This window comes from Pseudomonas khorasanensis (assembly GCF_014268505.2).
In the GTDB taxonomy this organism is placed as follows: domain Bacteria; phylum Pseudomonadota; class Gammaproteobacteria; order Pseudomonadales; family Pseudomonadaceae; genus Aquipseudomonas; species Aquipseudomonas khorasanensis.
This window is the reverse complement of record NZ_JABWQP020000065.1, coordinates 1-283: the sequence shown is the minus strand read 5'-3', so window position 1 is coordinate 283 and position 283 is coordinate 1. Positions and strand designations below refer to the sequence as shown.

At 48.8% G+C, this 283-nt stretch carries 2 tRNA genes; both read left to right on the top strand.

The annotated features are described in order from the left end of the window. The first annotated feature begins 50 nt into the window (after window positions 1-50). A tRNA-Ile gene (locus tag HU727_RS25615) sits at window positions 51-127 on the top strand. Between the two features lie 10 nt (window positions 128-137). Next, window positions 138-213, top strand: a tRNA-Ala gene (locus HU727_RS25610). The last annotated feature ends 70 nt before the right edge of the window (window positions 214-283 follow it).

The window sequence follows — 283 nt, the reverse complement described above, 5'->3', positions numbered from 1 at the left end:
TTTAAGCTCCAAGCTGATAGCTCTGAGCTAACAGTTACAAGCTCGAAATTGGGTCTGTAGCTCAGTTGGTTAGAGCGCACCCCTGATAAGGGTGAGGTCGGCAGTTCGAATCTGCCCAGACCCACCAATTTTGTTATGGGGCCATAGCTCAGCTGGGAGAGCGCCTGCCTTGCACGCAGGAGGTCAGCGGTTCGATCCCGCTTGGCTCCACCATAAACTGCTTCGAAGTTTGAGAGTTTAGAAATGAATATTCAGCGTGAATATTGATTTCTAGTCTTTTGAT